This is a genomic window from Paenibacillus sp. BR2-3, assembly GCF_046529485.1.
GTDB lineage: Bacteria > Bacillota > Bacilli > Paenibacillales > Paenibacillaceae > Paenibacillus_AQ.
In genome coordinates, this window is record NZ_CP126311.1 from 4,509,175 (window position 1) to 4,529,994 (window position 20,820).

Below are 20,820 nucleotides of genomic sequence, written 5' to 3' on the forward strand. Positions count from 1 at the left end.
AGTTATCCCCTCATAAAATCGTCGCGTACGGACAATAATTTTTTTATCCCTTGATCAATATTTATTTTGTATTTAAAACCCAAGTATTCATGAGCTCTCCTTGGATCAAGCACATTTCGTTTCACATCAATATTTCTCATGTTCTTATAATCTACATGTGCTTTGACATTAGTAATCATCTCAATCTTCTTAATTATTTCCAAAATGCTTGTGCCTACTCCAGTACCCACATTGAATACAGGATTGACATTATGATCTCGATGATTATGTTTCACAGCAGACATAACCGCCTCACATACATCTGAAATCTCAATGTAATCGCGTACTGTTGACCCATCGCCCCAAACAGTAATAGTATTTCGAGTTAAGATATTATCCAGAAAAACCGATACAGCTCCTATTTTTTTCTGCGGATCTTGCCCAGGCCCATAAGGATTAGCTACTCTCAAAATAATATTTTCCATCATATAAAGCTGGTTATAAAGTAACAGTATTTTTTCAATAGTAAGCTTCATAATTCCGTAATGATTCAAAGGGTGAGAATTAAAATCTTCATTAAGAAACTCGACTTCATTAAAATCTCCATAAACAGTACCACCTGAAGACAAAAAGATTACTTTTTTAATTCCCTTCTTCTTCACTGCTTCAAGTAGATCCAATGTTTTTATAACATCATTTTTGTATGAGTCTGTTATGTTTAACATGGAAGAGTAAGGAGATACCGTACTTATTAAGTGAATGACAATATCTTGTGATTCTAGCAATTCATCGAAACGATCTTCAGTTAAAAAATCACCTTCAATTGCGTTAAATTTAACATTTGGCAAGATTTTATCACTGATACATCTATCATATACAGTTACGTTATGGTTTTCTTCAGACAATCTTTTTGTTAGGTGTGCTCCTATAAAGCCTGCTCCACCCAATATAAACACATTCATATACTAAGCAACCCTTCCTCTTTTAAAAAGTAATTTCCCCATGCGTTTGAGTAATATACTAGAACAAATCAAAGTAACTAGACGCAAACTTCTCCATAGTAAATTGTTCAAATAATAGCTTAGTGTTTTTCTTATAGTCTGCATATCGCTGCGGATCCGTGGCCATCACTCGCATTGCATCGCAAAGTTCCAGAACACTAACTTCCCCATCAACATTCAGATCCATAATAATACCTGCAAATTTCCCATATTCTTCTGAATATAACATCTGTGGTATTTCACCAATATTAGTAGATATCACAGGCTTATCATAAGCTAAATATTCAATAATAGAATTCGGTAGACTTTCCGATATGAAATAACTAGGAAGAATCGCAATATCAAATACTTTTACCCATCCGATCCATTCGGATGGTTTTTCCAAATTCATAATAAAATGAACAAAATCATAACTTTTGTATTTCTCCTTCATCCTATTAGCATACTCACCATTTCCAACTAAAATAAGATGAGCTCTTTTATCAAGTTCTTTGTTTAAGTTGATAATGGCTTTAATGCTTTCTTCCCATCCCTTTTCTTTAATTGCACGTGAAACCAAGCCAAATATTAACTCATCAATTGCAATACCAAGGTCCGACTTATTTTTAGGTGCAATATTTTGCAACTGATATCCATAATAAACCTTGTGTAATTTTTCAATATCATTGATAACAACCTTATCAAATACTTTTCTATTTTTATTGGTTGCATAAATGATGCTGTTAGCTCGATCTAGTACAGGTTTAACCAAGGATTCAAAATCCTTATCCCAATCAAGATTTTCTATTAATGCTTCATAGCAGCCGTGCATTGCCAATACCCAATTTATATTTCCGTTTCCCTGAATCGCCTGAAAAGTTATTTTGTCAGACCACCAAATATGACTGTTAATAACCTCAATGCTCAAATCATCAATATACGATCTGAGTTCATCAGAACTCCCATTACTGTGTAGTACTGTAACATTTGCAGAAATCATTTCTGTCATTACAGAATCCTTTAACCAAGGCCTAGCGTTGTATACATAAACTTGATGAAAAGCAGAGAAGAAATTAGCTAATCGGACCACAAGCATTTGTCCTCCACCCACTTCAAAATCGGGTGCAACAAATATAATTTTCTTCTTAGTTTGCAAATAATTTACTGCCCTTACTTTACCTTTTGCTCTTTCAACTAAGCTTACATACTCTTTAACAAGCAAATCATTTTTCAATATATCTCTACTATCGTATCCCTTACATCCTAATCGCTTGTATTCATTAGGAACATGCTCTAAAAATCTTTCTAAAATTGAGTTTGGAATTTCAAAATGATCTAGAATGAATTGCTTTATTGCGATCATTTCTTGAAACAATTCAATTTTTTGCTCATTTTTACTTACAATACTACTGGAATGTCTTCTATGATAATTTAAGGTCTCAGAAATATAAGATATTTTTCCAGTCTTTAATGCATACAAATAAGCCAACCAGTCCCCACCAATTTTATAACGGGATAAATGCTCTTCTATTCCCTCAAATACAGAGGCCCTGAATAAAACAGCACTGGCATTTGGTATAGTATTTTTTATGGCCAGACCCTGAACTACTTCTTCCCTGCCTTCAATACAATAGGAAGAATTCCATTTTGTCTCCGATAAATCTTTTGTATACTCAGTATAAACGTATCCAATTCTATTAGACTCTGCATCTATAATCTCAGATTGGCAATATGCCAAGTTTACTTCATCAATATTAAACGATGGCAGCAACTTTTCCAGCATATTTCCTTCACATAAATCATCAGCTTCAGCTATCCATACAATATCTCCAGTAGCCTCTTTGATTCCTCTAATCCATTGTCCAAAACAACCCACATTCACTTTATTTTTAATTATTTTATAGGGAATGCGAGATCTCTTCAGTATTTCTTCAGCCACTGACACACTATTATCGGTAGACATATCATCTAAAAATATAATTTCTTTAGGTTTAACAGTCTGGTAAATAATCGAATTCAATCTATCTTCAATGTAATCTTCGTAGTTATAATTCGGTATAATTACAGAAACCTCTTTGTGTTGCATATCCTCCACTCTCGTCAAATATAATAAATGATTAACATAATCCGAAAAATTTAATTCCTGATCAATTAATTCATGTCCTTTTTGCTGTATGTTTTGATATAACCCTTCATCGTCTAATAATCTACAAATTTCAGAAACAATTTCTTTAATGTTTAAATAAGAAGCTGGGATAACGCCCAATCTCTTGATAAATTCTCCCATTCCCCCGCTATTCTCAAAACAAACTGTGGGTGTGCCATTATCAATCGCCTCTAGGACAATGGATGGGAATGGATCCTCCCGGGATGGCAGCAAAAACAAATCTGCTCCCTGTAAAACGGGGGAGAGATTAACTTGAAAGTCAATCTGATGAATATTGGAATCAATATTCAATATCTGCGCGTCATGTTTCATCCACTTCTCAAGTATGGGCTCCACTTGTCCAACCCACACAAAATGATAGTGCTTCTTATTATCCTCTAACAAAATATCCTTAGCTATTGAAAAAAAGATGTCAAACCCTTTGCGAATATCACCATACCCCCCTCCTAGCAGAATGATAGAACTTTGTTCAATATCTAAGGTTTCACACAGTTTTCTTTTTGCAGTCTCTTTGTTTAACAAGCTTTTTCGTTTGTTATATATACCTTGAGGTCTTACATGCACTTTCCTATCCTCTATAGAGAATGCTTTGGCAAAAGAATCCCTAACAAAAAAGTTGGGGAACACAATTTTTTCTGAATATTGTGCAGCATATTTAGCAGCTTCTATGAAATTATAAGTATTTATTGATGTTGGTAATTCATGAACGAGTGAAGTAACTTTAATACCATGTTCAAACATTGTTTTAGTTAGAATATTTGAAACAATCGAGTTGGAGATACAAGTGTTTATACCCTTATTTTTAAAATCCTTAATTATTTTATTTACCTCGGATTCATTTTCCAAATAAGATAAAGAATTCTGATTCAAATTTATAATAGTGGCATATTTTGAAAAATCATTTATCAACGGTCCACCCTTTAAAAACAGAACAATAACGTCTTTATTAAAAACTTCTTTTAAAGATTTCACGATATTCAGAGATAGTATAGATGCACCTGCATTTTGAGCATCATGGGAAACAAATAAAATAGTGTTATTATATTTTAAAGAAGTTTCAGTGTTCAGAACCGCTCCGCTTACCTGAATACTATTATAGCTATCTGTGTTTTGATAGAGTTTACTTTTCGTTTTTTGAAGAGCTTCCTTTAAGCCATTTTCTTTCAACTCTTTGAAGAATTTTGCTCTTAAATGTGGTTGTTTACTTACTATTCTCTTCAACTTCCCGGAATATTGCTTCAATTTATTCACTTTGTACTCTGAATTAGAGATTTGAATCAACTCCAATTGAGATAGTCCAAAAGACACTGGGCTTACGATTTCCAAAGTGATTACTTTCACTTCAAAGACACATTTTAAGAAATATACGATAGGGTTACCATAAAATGCTCCTAAATGATATTTCTCATATTTCTGATCATTTCCTTTTACATGTAATATTACATTACCATCGTTCATAGGGCTTAAAATATTATATACTATTTTATAGTATTTTTTACCAGTCTGTAGTTTGAAGTTAATAAATACTGATTTACCCTTTTCTGGAATAAACTCTCCTTGAGGGGAAACGGATGCATTTTCAACCTCTAATGCACTTAGCAAACAAGTTTGCCTCAAAAAACTATTTTTATACTGATTTCTTTCAAGAATACCCTTTACCAGATCTGTCACTTCATTCAACTTTCATCACACCAATCCAGATTATTTAATCATTCTAGCAATTACTTTTCCGAGAGTAGTTGAATAAATTTGAGCGAGTTCTTTATTCTTTCTGTTTAGTTCTTCATTTACTAAAATCAATTCAGTTTCTTTATGCTGTCTTTTGATTAATTCTTCGTTTAATTCACTCTCAATATTTGATATCTTTTGTAGTAATACGCTTGTATCTTCACTGTTCTTATCTATGTTTTTTTGAAGTGTAAACTCTAAATCCTCAATCTTCAACTTCATGTTAGCATTAACTATAAGCTGAGCAGCAATCCCTTCTTCTGATGCTCGCATTTTATTTTCATAATCACTGTTCAGCGCTACTAGTTCTTTAGTTGTCCCCAATATCCAATCTATATTATCAAATTCATAATCAATATAACCCAAATTAATTGTGATCTTATTTAGTTCTACCTTTGGTGAATCGAAGTAAAACTGCGGATCTTCATGTAAGAATAAGAAAGTATTTCCGTTAGAGAAATCAGCATTACTTTCATAATTCTCAATGACAGATTCGTTCCCTAGTTTATCAACACAAACGATACTTTTAATTGTAATGATACAGTTTACATTCAAAGGATCAAAACGCAACTTATTAATCTCGCTGTAACCCGTCATTTCAAAATCACATATTTGATCATTTCCATTTGCTGTAATACGCAAACTTTGCTCTTCTACAAAACTATTACCACAATCAACATATAGTTGTGAGTAATAGTACTTTCCTTTAGTCACTATATTACTTCTTTTATTTAAACCTTCTTGTTGCGGTCGCAGTTCCATAACAAACTGATACAAATCACCTAAAGGTCTGTTTTTCAGGAATTTGGTGACACCCTTGGGCAATCCATCAAAAAAATTACCTAACTCAGTATCTCCAACATGTTTTATAATAGCATCTTCCCATATAACTGCTAAATTACAGGAATATACCATCTTCACCAAACTTGTATATGTAAAAAACCTTACATGAGTATCATCAAGCAAACCTGTTTTTCTATATTCGAATTTGTTGTGTAACAAATCAATAATGACGCTATTGTGGGCAATATTGGGGACTGAAATAATCACAGAACCATCCACGCCTAACAATTCCACACATTTACTCATGACATGTTGAGGATTGTAAAGATGCTCTAATACATCAGCAAAAATTATATAATCAAATTTCACATATTTAAACTGTTCAAACCATAAAAAGTCTTCAATATTACCGACTACCTTATCCTCTGCATAGATTGAGGCTTTTTCAGCAGCATCTTCATCAATTTCAACTATATATATCTTACAGTCTAGTTCTTCTTTCAAGTACCTCGTCATTCTTCCAGCAGCGGGGCCGAACTCCAGGATCGTAGATCCCGGTCTGATTTTCTTAATAATCAGAGATAAGGAATTCTTAGAAGTAAGATCCAGATTGAAATCGTATTTCACTGTCATTCACCTTCCATTTCCCATGTATGTGGTAGAATACAAATCCCTTCACCTATATACGCGGATTTCACAAAAAACTCTTTTATCTTTGCTCTATAATCAATGGGTACATGAGCATTATTTTCAAATATTGCTACATCAAAGTAATAACTTCCGCCTAACAAATTAAAACCTTCATAATTCAGATAAATTGTATTCGTTCCTTTTTTATAAATGATTTTATGTTTATCTAATAAAGTATTAATGCCACAGACATAAATATCATCTATTGTATGAATGGCTACTCCTATAACTATATCCAACTCATCAGTATTCATTTCAAAATCTATTTTCAGCCTAAAATTCGTATTATGCACGATTTCATCAAAATGGTTACCATTTTCATCAATTAATTGAAATCCTTCGATCACTCCTATCATATCATCGTTTAATTTCAATTTTTCCTTAATCTCATTATCTTTAATATTTTTCTTAGTAGAATTTTCTCCATACTTCAAATAGTCTGTATATCTGTCACATATTAGATCAGTATCGCCTTGTGCTTCAATTCTCCCAGAATTTAACCATATAGCTCTATTACAATAGCGCTTAATACTGTTAATATCATGAGATACAAACAAAATGGTTTTCCCCTTGTCACGAAACTCACTGAATTTCTCCATACATTTTATTTGAAATTTCAAATCGCCAACAGCTAATGCTTCATCTACTATCAATATATCGGGATCAACATTAATAGCTACAGAGAAAGCAAGCCTAGCGAACATTCCGCTTGAATATGTCTTTACAGATTGATTAATAAAGTCACCAATATCAGCAAATTCTAAAATACTATTTAACTTAGCATTCATTTCATCTCTACTAAATCCCATCATCATACCATTTAGATATATATTCTCTATACCTGTATATTCCAAGTTAAATCCTGCTCCAAGTTCTAATAATGCAGAAATTTTCCCATTAACAGAGATCGCCCCAGAGCTCGGTGATGCAACTCCAGTAATGATTTTTAAAATAGTAGACTTTCCCGAACCATTCTTTCCAATTATGCCAACTACTTCGCCTTTATTGATCTCTATGCTAACATCGTTAAGCGCAAAAAATGGATGGTGATATGTTTTTTTTCTTATACTCAACGACTCTTTCAGCCTGTTAATAGGCTTATCATAAAGCTTGTACACTTTACTAATATTTTCAGCTTTAATCACCATTTCTTTATTCATATGTCTCACCTTTTCCTAAAGCACATCTGCAAAATGTGGTTTCATTCTCTTCATGATCGTTATACCAACTATAAACAAAACTGCTGTAAGTAACCAAAAGTATATGGATTGATTATATCTTTCCCAAAACCATACCTTATTAATTAAAGCATCGCGATAGCCTTCAACAATATAATAAGCAGGATTCACCTTGAGTATCCAACGATAAGAGGCAGGTAACATACTAGAACTCCATAAGATTGGTGTTAACCACATGCCAAATTGTAATATCAAGCTAATTATTTGTCCTAAGTCTTTAAAGAAAACAACAAGAGCACTCGAAATAAGAGAAAGACTAAAAACAAAACAAATTGTGCAAATAGTGTAATATACAACTTGCAAGGCATGAAGGGATGGACTAATTCCATAAAGAAAAAAAATAAAGAATGTCAGCACGATAAAAAACAAATGAACAAAGAAAGCAGAGGTGATTTTCACAAGAGGAAGTAATCTAATTTGAAAAACAATCTTCTTGACCAAATAACTGTACTCCATTAAGCTACTTGTCGCACTACCCCAAGCTTCAGCAAAAAAGAACCAGGGAACAATTCCAGCTACTAACCAGAGTATAAAAGGAACACTATGAATTGAACCTGATTTAAACCCTACTTCGAAAACAAACCAATATATTAGTACAGTTATTACTGGTTGAACAAACGCCCAAATTGCCCCCAAATATGAACCTGTATATTTTGTCTTAAAATCATTTACTGATAAAAAATAGAGCATTTTTTTATTGTAATATAATTCTTGGAACAAATATCTAATGTCAGAACGTAATTTCACAAAAATCATGAATATGAAACTTGATAAAAAAGCCAACCCCACCGCCAAAATTTTATGCATAACTTGATTATCACTTATAATTTTTGTTTTTATCTCATTTGACGGAACAAATACAAAATAAGGATCCTCTCCTGAAGTTGTAACTGATAAAGAATCGGACTCGTATTCTAGACCATCTATTTGATTGCTATCTTTTAAATTTATATCTTTCATACTTATTTCATATGAGTGTAAGGTAGAGTTCAGAGACATACCATTTATGATAATCCTTCCAGGCTTTGTTCCCAAATCAATCCTTAAATTTTTCACTTCATCATCTAAAGGAAACTTCAGTTTTTCAAAGTCTCCTTTTTTGTTGTAATTAGCAACAACCGACTGTTTTTCACTTATTTCCTCTTTATTTTTTTGGAAGTACACTTGGTAGTAATCTGTTCCATCACTCTTTAACTGGATTTCAAATTGCATTTTGTCAGATGGCTGTAAAAAAAACAGGAAGAATACATAGAATAACAATACAGATATAGCACTAACAGTTCCATATTTCATAAATTTTTTCTTGTTGAGTCTCACTATATAAAGCCCCTCTACGAAATTATATAACTAATTTAAATATTCCCCTCTGCGACATCAATTAAGTACTCCCCATAATCAGTCTTTAATAGAGGTTCTGCCAAATACAATTGTTCTTTATCGATAAACCCAAACGAAAATAGATCTCTTCTATAACATGATATGTATAACCCCTGTCTATTCCGAAGGGCTTCTACATATTTGAAGCTTGCAAAAAAGAGACATGTGTTCCTGTACCAACCAAGCCATTCCTCTTCCCAACACTTCTATCTTAATAGTTTCATTCCTAACGCTGAACAATCTCCAAGTAAGTTTTCGAAAAAAGATAAGTTCCTGAGAGTAGAAATGATACCTGCAAACATCAAAACAGAGAGTGAATAATAAATCATAGGATGATCGTAAGTTGGGAGCATTTTCTTGGAAACAGATCTTGTTAAAAGATAAAATCTAGTACCTGAACCCCAGTTGCTAATATTATGCCTTAACAAGTTTAATCTCCTCATTAAATGTTAGTTATTTATTGTATTAACAATAATCTTTAGGAATATCTGTTACAGTCTACTTATCTTGTAGTAAAATACTAAATGTATTGCTTTTAATATTCTTGTAATGACAGGAAAAGGAGATTATAACGTGTCGAAACCAGTATACGGTAAAAATGCATTACAGTCGAGAAATGTAGAAAAGATACCTGGCTCAATATGGGCTTTGGTTGTTGCTTTTATTCTATTTTTGCTATGGACCCCGTTTCAAGTAGGATTGTTTAATGGACAGATGATAGACTTTGAGAGGCCTATATATGTGTCTGCATTGCTTAGCGGGCTTATGTTGCTGTTATGGGTTGGCTTGTACTATAAAAAGGTCAAGCTTCTAGAGCAGCGTGACTTAGTAGCTGTTGCCGCACTGTTGCTTCCAATTACCTATTCCTTGTCATTGTTTGTCGCTGTTTCGCATTATATGGCGATGAATATGCTCTTTATTCAGAGTATGTATACCGCAGTTTTCATTATAGCGTTATATCTCCTTAAGCAAAAGCAACTAAATGTTGTCATTCAAAATGCCTTGCTTGCAATTTCTTATTTTATCGTTGGCTTTGGTCACCTGAATTGGCTTGGGGGCGGGAAGCTCGCGGGAAGTCTGGTGGGCTGGTTATCGAATACGGTACAGAATGGTAAATACACGGACGCTGTCATGACGGATTCCAATGGCCTGCGGCTTACTTCGATCTTTCAATATGCGAATACATATGCAGCCTTTTTAATGGCTTTTCTGTTTGTAGCTGTGTTTGCGCTGATTCGTTCCCGTAAATGGTATGGAAAGCTTACACATGGTTTCATGCTCGTGCCGATTATTGTATCGCTCCTGCTGACGCTATCGCGTGGTGGACTCGTGTTACTCCCTGTTGTGTTTATCCTGCTGCTGCTGTTCTTGAAGCCTGCACAGCAAATTCTATGGATTCTGCAGCTGGCTATCGCAGGTATTGCTTCGCTGGTGATTACGAGTCCGGTGACTAACCTGGGAACACAACTGAATACAGAATTCACTTCATCAGCAGCCTTGAAGGGCTGGTCTTACCTGCTGGGAGCTTCAGCCATTGTTGCCGGGCTGTCCTGGGTTGTTCAGCATTTTGTCGCTCCTTGGCTGGAAAGGAAATTGGGAAACTGGTCATCGCGTAGATGGACAGGTTTGTGGATTCCGCTTGGATCGGTTGTATTAGTGGGCATTGTAGCATTCCTGCTCATCGGCACAAGTGCACGAAGCATTTTGCCAGCGAATATCGGGACTAGGCTGGAAAACATCAACTTCAAGCAGCATAGTGTTCTGGAACGGTTTACTTTTTATAAGGATGCCATGAAGGTGGTTAAGGATTATCCGGTTCTTGGAGCCGGAGGCGGTGGTTGGGCCTCGCTGTATGAGCATTATCAGAATAATCCTTATACAAGCCGCCAGGTACACAATTTCTTTTTACAGTATTTGATTGAGGTTGGGATTCTCGGATTTATCGTGTTTATGGGTTTCATCCTGTATATTTTTTATAAATATATTCGCGGGTATGTGAAAAGAGATAAAGATGACTTCGATAATGGTTTCTTTTATCTGATTATTGCCTTATCCATTCTTATTCACAGTCTGTTGGATTTCAATATGAGCTATGCGTTTATGGGTATACTGGTCTTCCTCGGCCTTGCCGGGATGGCAGCTGTCATGGATAGCAAGCCACTGAAATCGAATTGGAATAAAACAGGGCTGCGTCTGGGGTATCTGGCTGTGCTTACAGTCGGTACCGTGTTCCTGCTATTCCTGTCAATCGGCTATATCACCTCTAGTAATTCCGCTATGAAGGCTAAAAGTATACTAAGTGTAAGCCAATCCTATGAAGAGATTAAGGCGCCTTTGAGTAAGGCTTTGAAGAATCGTCCGAGCCATCCGGAATCTGCTTTGTATCTCTCCTCTCTGGATCAGCAGGTGTTTACCCAGAACCAAGATGAACAGTTCCTTAACGAGTCTTATAGTGTGTTAACCCGTGCACTGAAAGACGAACCTTACAACAAAAATCTATTAACCCAGTTGGTGGGTTACTACGATTTGAAAGGGCAAAGCGATCTGGCTTACGGAGTGTATCGGGACAATGCAGATAAGTTCAATTGGGATATTGAATGGTATCAGTCGCTGATCAGCCGCTCTTTTACTCTAGGTCATGGGGCATATGTTCAAAAGGATGATGCTGCGAAACAGGAATATTTTAAAACGGGGCTGGATGCCTACAACCATGTAACTGCAGGAGTCGAGCACTTGAAAACCCTCCCTCCTGAGCAGCTGCAGGGTCGCCCGTTCGAGATCACTCCTACTATCGCATTGAATGCAGGTAAAATGCAGTTTATGTCGGGACAGACCGAAGCGGCTTCTGCAACATTAAAGCTCGGCCTAAGTGAAGATTATACGGATTTGAACAATCGTGAGATTGCCCGCTGGTATTTGGCCGCGTTGAAAAAAGACGGCAGTCAGGATCAGGCCGTCTACGATTTGTTGATTGCTGCCGAGCCGACAGAGGCCAAGCAGATTGACGAAATTGTGGGGATGACATTTTAAGCATACGGATAATCAAAAAGAGTGGCTACTGCCCTGATGACGGCAGGCCACTCTTTTTATTAGGGAGGATAGGATGATTGCCTTAATTGGACGAGGTCTTTTCCGCTTCACTTTCCACAATCTCCTGCAGGTAACGCAGCAAATCCTCTTTAAGCTCACCGTGCTGGAGTGCATAATGAATGGTCGTGCGGATGAATCCCATTTTCTCGCCTACATCATGACGTTTACCTTCAAAATTATAGGCAATAATCCGCTCTACTTCGCTAAGCCGGGCAATGGCATCGGTCAGTTGAATTTCGCCGCCTACACCGATCTGCTGCTCGCCAAGCATATCAAAGATACGGGGTGTTAATATGTAGCGGCCCAGTATTGCAAGATTCGAAGGCGCTTCTTCTCTCTTCGGCTTCTCCACTAGACGATTGGCTTTGTACACACGTTCTGCCAAGGCTGTGCCGTCCACCACACCATAACGTGATACTTCCTCCCATGGCACGGGCTGAACTCCGACGATGGAGGATTTGTATTGGTCATAGATATCTATCATTTGCTTAAGACAAGGGGTGTCCGCCTCAACGATATCGTCTCCCAGCAGAACGGCAAAAGGCTCATTGCCGATGAATTTACGCGCGCACCAAATGGCGTGTCCCAGGCCTTTCGGCTCTTTTTGCCGGATATAGTGAATGTCAGCCATTTCGGAGGATCTGCGGACCGAATCCAGCAGCTCCCACTTTTGCTTCTCCGCCAGACCGAACTCCAGCTCGAAGGAAGTATCAAAATGGTCCTCAATGGCCCGTTTACCTTTCCCCGTCACAATGATGATATCCTCGATGCCTGAAGCCACTGCTTCCTCGACAATATACTGGATGGTAGGCTTGTCCACAATCGGCAGCATTTCTTTGGGCATTGCCTTGGTTGCCGGCAGGAAACGGGTACCCAGGCCTGCAGCAGGAATAATAGCTTTGCGAATTTTCATAGCATTAGCTCCTTTTTATGTACTCGATCCGGTTCCCACTTTATTTTTAGAAAAAGGGGTAATGTCTTTAATTATAGCAGTTCCAGTCTATTTTGAGCAAAAAAACCAAAGGGCAGGATAAGGATTTACTCCTTGTCCTGCCCTTTGGAGATTAATAAAGATAGGAACCTAGCGCCAGGGGCGAAATCAGTGGAACGGCAATGTTCCAAAGTTGATGCTTCAGCAATCAAGCAATTAGTTTATTTCGCGTTCACAAGCTGCCCGCGCGTAACACCGAGCTGGTTGGTTGCCTTCAGGCTTTTCCATACCTGCGTGCCGGAGATCTCACCGCGAAGCGCGCGGGTGTACAAGCTGATGACTTCCGCTACCTGCTCCGGCGTCTCCTCCAGAAACTCGACACGGTAAGAGGTTACTCCCAGTTCGCGGAAATTGTTCAGGTATTCCGCTCCCGACTGTTCAACCGCGTTGTAGACCGTATTGCGGCAGCCTTCATCCACGCGAACGGGATGGGACATGCCAATCCGGTCCTGTAGGGAAGCCCGCTGTTCCTCACATGGACGGCCGCAGTTCGTAAAGTCTGTTCCTTCACTCATGAAGGTGCAGTACACGCAGTGCTCTGTATGGAACATCGGCAAATGCTGGTGGATGACAATCTCCATGCGTGATGTATCACTATGGCCCAGCATATCCACCATCTGTTGAATGTTCAGATCATAGGAAGGTGTTACAAGGTCACAGCCTGCCTCCAGGAACAGGTCTACCGCTTTGTGATTGGCGATATTCAGTGAGAAATCGCCAATGATGCGGGGATGTACCGCATCCGGCTCCTCCATGCGGCGGCGCAGATAGTAATACAATGCGCCCGTATTGCGCACCAGCACGGCATCCGGCTGCAGGCGCAGAATATTGGCGTGGTAGCCATTCTCGCCCGGCATATGGATGCGCGGCGTTGCCAGCGCAATGCTGGCACCCGCAGCCCGTACAGCGTCCACTGCTGCCGGGAACTGCTTGATGAACTCGAAGTCGGCGTAGATGCTCGTTACGCCGGCTTCGAGCGCAGCCTGCACCTGCGGCAGGCTGCGGCACAGCGCGGTAAGCTCCGCTGTACCGCGCGCGCCTTGGCCGTCCCGCTGCGCAGCAGGGACGGCACCGCCTGCGACGCCCCCCGGGGCCGCGTCGCCGTAAACCTCGACCGCCCGTTTCACGTATACGGGCGGTTTCGGGCGCTCGCCCGCAAGCAGCTCCACCGCGCGGCGGCGGATGCTGTTAAGCTCGCGCATAGGCACAATCACGTCGCCTTCCAGGTGCGACTCCATTGCGCTCAGCTGGAAGACTGTTCCGCCCAGGCGGCCGAATTGTTCTTCCAGCAGCGCAGCATCCATCGGGCGCTTTTGCGCCGTTTCGAGCGCAAGCTCCGAGTCCACCCGGACGGTCACGTTCTTCTGAACGTCCGTCCACCAGGTCGCCAGCGGCTCGCCGGCGCGACCTTCCACCTTCACGTTAACCGGGAATACCCGGTACGGCTTCTCGGTCTCGTACGTCTGGCGCAGCGCCTTGTCCAGCGCCGGATCGTTGGTCTTCCAGATGCGGTCTCCGACATGCAGACGGCGCAGATCCACGTCGCTGCGTCCCGGCACGATGTCGATGATCCAGCCTTCCCCGGCTTCACCTTCGAGCTTCACGCCTTTGCGGCGCAGATCGTAGACGCGTCCGCCTTCTTCTTTTTTCGTCGGATCGCCCGCATCAAAAACAATACCATCCCCCCGCTTCAGCGGCGCATGAATACGGCAGACCACGCCATCGCGCAGGATTTGCTCCACGGTGCCAAGGTATACGCCCCGACTTTTCGGGAAGGTGCCGTCGACCAGCTTTTTATTGTTCGTGCCTTCCAGGAAGCCGTGCGTGAAGCCGCGGGAGAAGCTCTGCTGCAGCTCGCGCATTTCCTCCTTGGATGGCTGCGACCATTCGCCGTCAAAATAACGGTCAATGGCCTTCCGGTATTTACCCACTACGTTCGCTACATATTCCGGGCTCTTGAGACGGCCTTCGATTTTGAAAGAAGTTACACCAGCCTCGATCAGTTCCGGCATCAGATCAATCGCCGCCAAATCCTTGGGTGAGAGCAGATAGGTTACATCCCCCATCGGCTTAATCTCTCCGTCCACCATCAGATCATACGGCAAGCGGCAGGCCTGTGCGCATTCCCCGCGGTTCGCGGAGCGTCCACCCCACATTTCCGAGGTCAGGCATTGGCCTGAATAGGAAACGCATAAGGCGCCATGCACAAATACTTCCATCGGCAGGCGGGCTTGTTCGCCAATTGTGCGGATTTGCTTCAGATTATTTTCACGCCCAAGCACTACCCGCTCTAGTCCAAAAGGCTTCGTAAACTCTACCGCCTCCGGCGAAGTAATCGTCATCTGCGTGGAACCATGAATCGGAAAATCCGGCGAAATCTCGCGGATCAGCTTCACCAGACCCAAATCCTGCACAATGACCGCATCCACCCCGGCATCCACGCAGGCATCAATCAGTTCCTTGGCCTCAGCCAGCTCATTTTCGAACACCAGTATATTAAAGGTCAGGAATCCTTTTACCCCATAGCTGTGCAAAAACGCCATAATTTCAGGCAGCTCGTCCATGCGGAAGTTATTGGCTCTAGCCCGTGCATTGAACTTCTCCACGCCAAAAAAGACAGCGTCCGCCCCGTTCGCCACCGCCGCACGCATACAGTCCCAATCGCCTGCCGGAGCCAGCAGCTCCACATCTTCTCTGCGTATGTCTTGCTGTTTCATCTATATCCTCCCAAACCGCTGTAACAGCGGGTCATTTCTTTGTCTTTAACTTATTTATTGTATCAAATATCACACCTCCACGCCATCCGTTTACCAACATTTATATAGTGCTGGTTACTTATCAAAACAACCTCTCGGATAGCCCTTCTACGGGCTCATAGTAACAAGTGTATTTATTTTTGATCAACGGCCGCAGCATTCCCTTCACAACCATTTCTTGCAGCCACTTACGGGCAGTACGAAAGTTAACCTGATAGAGATTCATAATGTCTCTTGGACGGAGGGGTTTTCCCAAGTTCCAGGCTAAACGCACCAGCTCCCTCTCCATGGGAGAGACAGGACTCGCTGCGATGTTCCTGATCTGAGAAGGTCCAATGACCATTTGCAGCAGCATTCGGCAGATCTCTGGGCGTTTCTGCACATCCTCAAATGAAAAGTGAATGATCCTCCACCCCATTCCAGCCAAAAAAGTTTCCCGGTTCAACGAGTAACTGAATCTCTCCCGATCCATATCCTTGATATGACTTTGAAAACCATCGCACTCCAACCCGAAGCGCCCGTAAGGCGGGAGGAAGGCAAAATCAAGAAACTGCGACTTGCGGTTCCAATCGTACACCTCATATTCCGGATGCAAATGATCCAGGTTCCCGAATAACGGCCACCAGACATTTTGAAGCAGCAGCTTTTCGGCATATTGATGTCCTCTAACCAATCGTCCCCTCCTCTCCCCTGTTCTGGCATCTAAGTGGTGCTCTATCAACAATTGATACTCTTTTTCAAAATCCATTGTTAGCTCCTCCTTTAATTTTCCTGCACTTTGTACAGCATTTCCGCGCCTGAGGTACCTTGTGCACACGAATTCCTGCACTCTCTGCAACATTTCCGCACATGAGGTACCCTGAACACACTAATTCCTGCACTCCCTGCAACATTTCCGCGCCTGAGGTACCTTGAACGCTCAAATTCCTGCACTCTCTGCAACATTTCAGCGCCTGAGGTACCCTGAACACACTAATTCCTGCACTCTCTGCAACATTTCAGCACCTGAGAACCCTGAACACACTAATTCCTGCACTCTCTGCAACATTTCAGCACCTGAGGCCCTTGTACACACCAATTACTGCACTCTCTGCAACATTTCCGCGCCTGAGGCACCTTTAACACTCAAATTCCTGCACTCCACCACCAGCTCCTTCCACTCCTTTCTTGCAAAACGTTTGTAGCACTAACAAAAAAAGAACGCCCCCTGCCAACCGGCATCAAAGGACGTTCTTCGTCTGTCCAAAATTATACCTCTACGAGCCGTTTCCCGTAAACCGGAACGACTTCAGCGTTTGTTCCACCATGCGCTGCTGCTCGGCTGTGGCATTGGCATCATTTAACGTTACTGTAAGTGTATAGACCTTATCTTCTTTACTGAGAACAATCGCTTTGATCCGGTAAGGGATACCGCCCTTCGTCTGGTGCACCGTAATCACTGTTGCGGGTTGGTCCGCGAATGTAGTCTCCTCAACACTTTCAATGACCGGACCCTTGGGATCATTATTTTTGTTCCCGTAATATCGCTTAAGCTGGTTAACCGTATACTCCATTGAATCTTCAGGACTTAAATTAATCTGCAAACGGCCGCCGGTGAATCGATACTCTATGTTTCGCAGCTCGAAAATATCCTGATAGGGCATCCACAGAAGTGGGATGTCTATTACATAGCCGAACGTTTTGGATATTTTGGTCACTGCTTTATGTTTGAGCGACACGTAGGAATCCTCTGCCAGGCGGCCGAAATTCTCCTTAATGGTCTCAAAATCTATATCAAGGGAAGAGAGCATGGCATTAAAGTTAACTTTCTCCTCTTCCTGTCCGGGAGGTGCCACAAACTGTCCATAAAAACGGTAGCCGTTCTTCAAAAGCAGCAGCTGGTATTCCGTTGTCCAGCCATTCCCGTAGTTGTACTGCACTTCGTTGATCTGGGCCTGGACACCGGATATCGTTTTAAAAGAGCTCCCCTTAACGGAATAAGCATCCGGCACAAAGCTGTCCTCAGCCCGGGTTTTCAGCTCCTCCCCCCAGCTCGCAAGGGAAGAACCAGCGGGTGCCGAACTTACTTTTAACCGTAAATAACTGCCTTTCTTGCTCTCATAGTAGAGATGCTGGTCATCTTTGCTCCAATCGGCGGGAACCTGCAGAGAAATACCGTAATCGTCATTATAGGCTGCGCGGAAGCCATTTTTCACCGTAGACAGATCCCTGATCGTCTGGTCCTTGTCATTAAAGGACGGTTGGAACGAATTCAATAGTCCGGCATACTTGGCAAAATCCTTGTAATTCACGGCATTGTCATCCGTTAAATACAGCTCATATAAACGCCCGTCCCCATAGTATTGGCGCCCTTCCCACAAGGCTCCGCTGGAATCCTTACTCACCACCCGCGCATAAGGAACCTTTGCCTGCGGAAAGATCTCGCGGTCAAGAACGGTTTCTCCGCCATCCTCCGCGCTCCGGACCAACTGATCGAGCATTTCATCCGCGTCTGGCTGAACTTCCTGTATCGTGGCATGAATCTCCAGATAATAGAGGTTCTCCGCACTCATGAAGGTTGCGACACTTTCTTCTCCCCCGTTGTCACCAACCATAAGACCGGACGGATAGTTCATACTCCACTGGTAATAGCTGTTGCCGATCTTGGTTTTGCCCACATCACTGTCAATACCGCCCCTATCTTCGGGTGACCCCTTTTCGTCTTGGGGAGCTGTGAGACTTACTAGAATATCTCCATTATTGCCTGAAGAAATCCCCGCGCCAATTACTCCGGCCACAAAACGCAGCGGAACCATCAATACACCGGCAACCATACGCGGCGGCGACACAAGCTTCACCTTTACCCCATCCTTCCAGGCGGTTGCGCTGCCAATCCTCATTGTACCTGTATGCGTTCCGTACATAACCCTCACGATATCATCCTGTTCAAGAGAAACTGTGCTGCCGAACGTCTTTTTAAAAACACCAAGCGGCACCATCACCGCACCTTTTTCGACAAAAGGTTTCACGATCGTAATCTTCTTTCCATTCACGGAAGCGGTGGTACTCCCCACCTTTAGGATGAGATCAAGCCTACTTTTTTCTGCCGCATGCACCATTTGTGCCGGTAAAAAGGTCATCAAAAGCAGCAATGCCAGCATGGCATACAGTCCGCGTATTATGGTTACTCTCCTCATCCTTCGTTTCCCCCTGTTTCAGATCATCGTTACTCTTCCGGCAGTCCATTCTCTTCCGTTTCATTGCCTTCTCCGCCGACCACAGGATCACCCTGGCCCAGCACCAGCTTGCGGACAACGATATCTCCATCACTTTGCATAACCAGCCGCACCACCCTCCCCGGAGTATATTCCTTGAACAGCTCATTGATATCCACCGTTGAGGTGACCCGGTGACCGTCAATACTGTATAAAACATCGCCCTCGGAAATGCCGGCCTTGCGGGCTCCGGCAGATGTCACCTTGGTTACGGTTAACGGCTCATCCGTTGGAAGACCCACCAGACTGGACCAGCTTCCCTCCAGCTCCAGCCCCAGGCTCGGACGCCGGACCTCACCATATTTGAACAGCTGGTTCATGATGTACTGAACCGTCTCTGCGGGGATGGCAAAGCCCATATTTTCTACTCCGACCGCTGAATATTTCAAGCTGTTAATGCCCAGCACTTCACCTTTCATATTGATAAGCGGTCCCCCGCTGTTGCCGGGATTGATCGCTGTATCACTCTGAATCAGGCGGTAAGATGCATCGACGGTTCGGCCAAGTCCGCTAATTACACCTGTTGTTGCAGAATTCCGCAGCGCAAAGGAAATGGGCGTTCCAATAGCAATGACTTTCTCGCCTACACGGGCATAGGTAGCAGACTTCGCGAGCTTAGCGGGCTGAAGTTTTGACGCATTGATTTTGATCAGCGCCAGATCACTGAACTCATCCAGATACGTATCTGTAATGCTGTAAGACTTGCCATCGGAGGTTACAACAATCGTATTTTGCAGATCCTCGACTACATGGGCATTGGTGATAATCCAGCCGTTGCTCTTCACGATCACGCCGGAGCCATGTGTCAGATTGTAGCGGTCATCCAGTCCTTTCTGGCGTTCCCCGGAGGTTTTACCGATTATGCCGACTACGGAAGGAGAGACCTCCTTGATAATCTGCGGGACAGGATCTTCTACGGATGAAGCACTTTTCTTTTTTCCGGCGGCGGCAGATGTGCTTGCCACTTCACGAATCATCGCCCGGGCTGCGTTCTGATCCGTCACTGCCCCTCCCTTAGCTTGAGCGTTATCCGCCGATACACTTCCCGTCCATAATGCGCAGAACAGCAATCCGCATAACAACAGGCCGGAGGCCTTCTTCCCCATCATTCCGCCCCTTTTCATCCGCCTTCACCGGACCCTCTCTTTATCCTATTTACAAAAAAGACGCCTTCATTCGCCCGCAGCGGTAAAGGTGTCTTTTGGATGTACAGCTTTAAAGTTGTCGCCCTTGTGCAGCTCCTTCAGCTATTGCTGAATTAACTTAACCAGTTCATAACCATCGCATAGTCGGAAATAAGAAAGACAAGCAGGCTCACTACGCCAAAGCCGATGGCAAATTTATTTTTCTGTGGGGCCTTAAGCAGTCTGATCACTCCGATAAAGATAAGAATGGTAAAGAGAATCATGAATACATCAAAAGTATGAAACAACTTGGGCGCTTCTTGTGCAACGGCTTCTGCAAGCAGCATGGCGTTACCTCCTCAAAAAGTTTGTCAGGCAAGCTCGCTTTATCTCTTTCATGGTTCTCATGTTTCCTCACCTTATATGTTAGCGTCACCATTTCAGTCGCGCAATAGAAAACTCTCAAAAATTATGTATTTGTCGCAAAAAATATTTATGAACACCAAAAAATCGTTGTTTATCATGATATAAATCATTGAGCTAAGGAGTATATTGAATTATCAAGGAGCGATCAGGAGACGATTTGGTTCTCTTTGAATCTTACGACGGACATGCTCCACTTATGCCTTTTTCGCCACTTTCCTTCATACCTGCTGGGTCGGG

General features: G+C 42.0%; 13 protein-coding genes. 1 reads left to right on the forward strand and 12 read right to left on the reverse strand.

All coding sequences use genetic code 11. From position 1 onward, the window contains the following. Positions 1-2 precede the first annotated feature (2 nt). The 6 genes from PaeBR_RS21825 to PaeBR_RS21850 form a co-directional block, all read right to left on the reverse strand. Positions 3-941 (reverse strand): NAD-dependent epimerase/dehydratase family protein, encoded by a 939-nt coding sequence (locus tag PaeBR_RS21825; protein WP_410512539.1) that lies wholly within the window; start codon positions 939-941, stop codon positions 3-5. Positions 942-999: 58 nt separating this feature from the next. Continuing rightward, positions 1,000-4,797, reverse strand: coding sequence for a glycosyltransferase (locus tag PaeBR_RS21830; protein ID WP_410515269.1), 3,798 nt, complete (start codon positions 4,795-4,797; stop codon positions 1,000-1,002). A 30-nt stretch (positions 4,798-4,827) separates the two neighbouring features. Next, positions 4,828-6,270, reverse strand: coding sequence for a class I SAM-dependent methyltransferase (locus tag PaeBR_RS21835; protein WP_410512540.1), 1,443 nt, complete (start codon positions 6,268-6,270; stop codon positions 4,828-4,830). Next, a complete protein-coding gene (locus PaeBR_RS21840) occupies positions 6,267-7,487 on the reverse strand; it encodes an ABC transporter ATP-binding protein (RefSeq protein WP_410512541.1) in 1,221 nt (406 codons plus the stop codon). The genes PaeBR_RS21835 and PaeBR_RS21840 overlap by 4 nt, the downstream gene beginning before the upstream one ends. Positions 7,488-7,502: 15 nt before the next feature. Further along, positions 7,503-8,858, reverse strand: a complete 1,356-nt coding sequence (locus PaeBR_RS21845) for an ABC transporter permease (RefSeq protein ID WP_410512542.1) — start codon at positions 8,856-8,858, stop codon at positions 7,503-7,505. 290 nt (positions 8,859-9,148) lie between these two features. Continuing rightward, positions 9,149-9,385 (reverse strand): sugar phosphate nucleotidyltransferase, encoded by a 237-nt coding sequence (locus tag PaeBR_RS21850; RefSeq protein WP_410512543.1) that lies wholly within the window; start codon positions 9,383-9,385, stop codon positions 9,149-9,151. Positions 9,386-9,515: 130 nt separating this feature from the next. Here PaeBR_RS21850 and PaeBR_RS21855 point away from each other — a divergent pair, with 130 nt between their 5' ends. Further along, the gene (locus PaeBR_RS21855; protein ID WP_410512544.1) at positions 9,516-11,972 is read left to right on the forward strand and encodes an O-antigen ligase family protein; all 2,457 of its coding nucleotides are present in this window, start codon (positions 9,516-9,518) and stop codon (positions 11,970-11,972) included. An 82-nt stretch (positions 11,973-12,054) separates the two neighbouring features. On the opposite strand, the gene galU is transcribed toward PaeBR_RS21855, so the two are convergent. From galU to PaeBR_RS21885, 6 genes are all read right to left on the reverse strand, one after another. Further along, a complete protein-coding gene (gene galU / locus PaeBR_RS21860) occupies positions 12,055-12,945 on the reverse strand; it encodes a UTP--glucose-1-phosphate uridylyltransferase GalU (RefSeq protein WP_410512545.1) in 891 nt (296 codons plus the stop codon). Positions 12,946-13,184: 239 nt separating this feature from the next. Next, positions 13,185-15,740: a DUF3656 domain-containing U32 family peptidase gene (locus PaeBR_RS21865; protein WP_410512546.1), complete on the reverse strand. Its 2,556-nt coding sequence runs from the start codon at positions 15,738-15,740 to the stop codon at positions 13,185-13,187. A gap of 121 nt (positions 15,741-15,861) precedes the next feature. Continuing rightward, the gene (locus tag PaeBR_RS21870) at positions 15,862-16,527 is read right to left on the reverse strand and encodes a hypothetical protein (protein WP_410512547.1); all 666 of its coding nucleotides are present in this window, start codon (positions 16,525-16,527) and stop codon (positions 15,862-15,864) included. Between the two features lie 508 nt (positions 16,528-17,035). Continuing rightward, positions 17,036-18,955 (reverse strand): stalk domain-containing protein, encoded by a 1,920-nt coding sequence (locus tag PaeBR_RS21875; protein ID WP_410512548.1) that lies wholly within the window; start codon positions 18,953-18,955, stop codon positions 17,036-17,038. A 29-nt stretch (positions 18,956-18,984) separates the two neighbouring features. Then, a complete protein-coding gene (locus tag PaeBR_RS21880) occupies positions 18,985-20,142 on the reverse strand; it encodes a S1C family serine protease (RefSeq protein ID WP_410512549.1) in 1,158 nt (385 codons plus the stop codon). Positions 20,143-20,291: 149 nt separating this feature from the next. Beyond that, positions 20,292-20,504 carry a DUF2759 family protein gene (locus PaeBR_RS21885; RefSeq protein ID WP_410512550.1) on the reverse strand — a complete coding sequence of 71 codons (213 nt, stop codon included), beginning with the start codon at positions 20,502-20,504 and terminating at the stop codon, positions 20,292-20,294. Between the last annotated feature and the right edge of the window lie 316 nt (positions 20,505-20,820).

Coding starts and splice junctions, on each gene's coding strand:
- PaeBR_RS21875 (WP_410512548.1), bottom strand. CDS start 18,955: ATGAGGAGAGTAACCATAATACGCGGACTGTATGCCATGCTGGCATTG.
- PaeBR_RS21825 (WP_410512539.1), bottom strand. CDS start 941: ATGAATGTGTTTATATTGGGTGGAGCAGGCTTTATAGGAGCACACCTA.
- galU (WP_410512545.1), bottom strand. CDS start 12,945: ATGAAAATTCGCAAAGCTATTATTCCTGCTGCAGGCCTGGGTACCCGT.
- PaeBR_RS21865 (WP_410512546.1), bottom strand. CDS start 15,740: ATGAAACAGCAAGACATACGCAGAGAAGATGTGGAGCTGCTGGCTCCG.
- PaeBR_RS21885 (WP_410512550.1), bottom strand. CDS start 20,504: ATGCTGCTTGCAGAAGCCGTTGCACAAGAAGCGCCCAAGTTGTTTCAT.
- PaeBR_RS21870 (WP_410512547.1), bottom strand. CDS start 16,527: ATGGATTTTGAAAAAGAGTATCAATTGTTGATAGAGCACCACTTAGAT.
- PaeBR_RS21845 (WP_410512542.1), bottom strand. CDS start 8,858: ATGAAATATGGAACTGTTAGTGCTATATCTGTATTGTTATTCTATGTA.
- PaeBR_RS21850 (WP_410512543.1), bottom strand. CDS start 9,385: ATGAGGAGATTAAACTTGTTAAGGCATAATATTAGCAACTGGGGTTCA.
- PaeBR_RS21880 (WP_410512549.1), bottom strand. CDS start 20,142: ATGATGGGGAAGAAGGCCTCCGGCCTGTTGTTATGCGGATTGCTGTTC.
- PaeBR_RS21840 (WP_410512541.1), bottom strand. CDS start 7,487: ATGAATAAAGAAATGGTGATTAAAGCTGAAAATATTAGTAAAGTGTAC.
- PaeBR_RS21835 (WP_410512540.1), bottom strand. CDS start 6,270: ATGACAGTGAAATACGATTTCAATCTGGATCTTACTTCTAAGAATTCC.